Source organism: Streptococcus oralis (genome assembly GCF_023109005.1).
Taxonomy (GTDB): Bacteria; Bacillota; Bacilli; order Lactobacillales; family Streptococcaceae; genus Streptococcus; species Streptococcus oralis_BU.
Genome location: NZ_JALDTU010000017.1, coordinates 1 through 2,930, shown reverse-complemented (window position 1 = coordinate 2,930; position 2,930 = coordinate 1). Strand labels below are relative to the sequence as shown.

1 protein-coding gene is annotated in these 2,930 nt (G+C 40.6%); it reads right to left on the bottom strand.

Translation table 11 applies throughout. From position 1 onward, the window contains the following. Positions 1 to 122: 122 nt before the first annotated feature. A partial coding sequence (locus M1F56_RS09650) for an SspB-related isopeptide-forming adhesin (protein ID WP_247917552.1) occupies positions 123 to 2,930 on the bottom strand: 2,808 nt, incomplete at its 5' end.

Here is a 2,930-nt window from a genome sequence, read left to right as displayed (position 1 = left end):
CATCAAAAAAGAAAGGACAAAATTTGTCCTTTCTCGATCTTAGCTGACTTCAACCCACTACAGTTGACAAGGAGCCTACGAAGTCAACGTCCCTAGGTATAAGCGAGAAATAAACTTTATGATTATTTCTCTTCTTTGCGCTTACTGAAACCAAGGAGTGACATTGCTGATACCATCATCGCTAAACCAAGAACAGTTGCTTCACCATGGTCTTTTTCACCTGTTTCAGGCAAATTAGTTCGAGGTGTAGTTGGAACTACTGGCGGTGTCTGAGGTTTTTCAGGCGGTGTCTGAGGTTTTTCAGGCGGTGTCTGAGGTTTTTCAGGTGTTACCACAGTTACCGTATTCGAATCGTGTTCAACATTATTGATGATTTCTGTAAAGGTATTCTTCACTGTACCATAGTCAAGCTGTTTCACTTGCATGTAACCAATCGCTTGGAATTCACTATCATCAGAAATCTTGCTCAAGAAGTCACTAGAGAAGCTGTAGACAACTGTTCTAGCCTGATGATCAATATCTTGGTTGACATATCGGGTCAAATCAGTTCCTTTGGCAATCTTCGTGTTATCTTTCAAGAGAATATCTGTATTGGCAATCCATTTGTGAACGCCATTATATTCCACAAGCGGTGAATAAGTGTCCTTCACTTCAATTTTATCAATAGACTGGCCACGTTTCGCTGGCAAGTAAGAAGTGTTCAACTCGAAGTTATAGACAGCGCCAACTTTAATCGTCTTGCCATCCAAAGAGTTTTGATCTTTCAGACCATCTTCAACTGTCGCTACAATATCTTTCTTCGGATTAATCTTCGGAATATTATTCGTTACGACATTGGTTTCTGCAATACCGGCAAAGTCAATTTGATAAGCCTTGTTTTCGTACTTGCTCGCTTCCTTAATATCTTTCTTCACAGTTGTTGGGAAGATCAATTTCAGGTTGATTCCCTTCAAGGCATAGTCATTCGTGTAGGCTACTGGATCATCTGAAGTTGTTACCGCAAACTCACCATCAATTGTCAAGCCCTTAGCCTTGATATAATCTTGAACCTTTTGTGGAGCTTCTGCAACAGACTTGTAAATCTTAGTCGTGAAGCCGCTGACAACCTTGCCATCTTCTGTCGTCATACGAACAGCATCTAGATTTGGTGTCACAAACTTGCTATCGTATTTCTCAACTACCATCAAGCCGGCTTGTTTGTCTTGGTCAACCAGACCTGTTGTGCCCTTGTATTGGTCGTTGTCAATGTTAATTGTGTAAACCTCTGTTGAACCAGCCAACATCGTCTTACCATTAACATCTTCACCCTTAGCATTGGTACCTAGCTTCTTAGGTTCTGCTTGAACAGCCTTATAGACATAAGTAACTTCTGTTACACCCTTCACAACCTTACCTCGTTCTTGACCTTTGGTCTTTTCAGGTACAATGTTGTAAACTGTGTTACCATGCTTGATAGAGATACTCTTATGATCTGTTGTGTCATAGTCTTTGCCAACCTTACCACGAGAAGTATCAGTCACATCTTCCTTGATCTTCTTACCAGATTCATCCACATAATGAACAACGACATCACCGTATTCTTCTGGTGATACGAGTGTTACCGTATTCGAATCGTGTTCAACATTATTGATGATTTCTGTAAAGGTATTCTTCACTGTACCATAGTCAAGCTGTTTCACTTGCATGTAACCAATCGCTTGGAATTCACTATCATCAGAAATCTTGCTCAAGAAGTCACTAGAGAAGCTGTAGACAACTGTTCTAGCCTGATGATCAATATCTTGGTTGACATATCGGGTCAAATCAGTTCCTTTGGCAATCTTCGTGTTATCTTTCAAGAGAATATCTGTATTGGCAATCCATTTGTGAACGCCATTATATTCCACAAGCGGTGAATAAGTGTCCTTCACTTCAATTTTATCAATAGACTGGCCACGTTTCGCTGGCAAGTAAGAAGTGTTCAACTCGAAGTTATAGACAGCGCCAACTTTAATCGTCTTGCCATCCAAAGAGTTTTGATCTTTCAGACCATCTTCAACTGTCGCTACAATATCTTTCTTCGGATTAATCTTCGGAATATTATTCGTTACGACATTGGTTTCTGCAATACCGGCAAAGTCAATTTGATAAGCCTTGTTTTCGTACTTGCTCGCTTCCTTAATATCTTTCTTCACAGTTGTTGGGAAGATCAATTTCAGGTTGATTCCCTTCAAGGCATAGTCATTCGTGTAGGCTACTGGATCATCTGAAGTTGTTACCGCAAACTCACCATCAATTGTCAAGCCCTTAGCCTTGATATAATCTTGAACCTTTTGTGGAGCTTCTGCAACAGACTTGTAAATCTTAGTCGTGAAGCCGCTGACAACCTTGCCATCTTCTGTCGTCATACGAACAGCATCTAGATTTGGTGTCACAAACTTGCTATCGTATTTCTCAACTACCATCAAGCCGGCTTGTTTGTCTTGGTCAACCAGACCTGTTGTGCCCTTGTATTGGTCGTTGTCAATGTTAATTGTGTAAACCTCTGTTGAACCAGCCAACATCGTCTTACCATTAACATCTTCACCCTTAGCATTGGTACCTAGCTTCTTAGGTTCTGCTTGAACAGCCTTATAGACATAAGTAACTTCTGTTACACCCTTCACAACCTTACCTCGTTCTTGACCTTTGGTCTTTTCAGGTACAATGTTGTAAACTGTGTTACCATGCTTGATAGAGATACTCTTATGATCTGTTGTGTCATAGTCTTTGCCAACCTTACCACGAGAAGTATCAGTCACATCTTCCTTGATCTTCTTACCAGATTCATCCACATAATGAACAACGACATCACCGTATTCTTCTGGTGATTTCACAAGATCATAGTAGTAAACGATATTGGTATTGCCTTCTACCACTTTACCAGTTTCCGCTCCTTGAGTTGCGGTTGA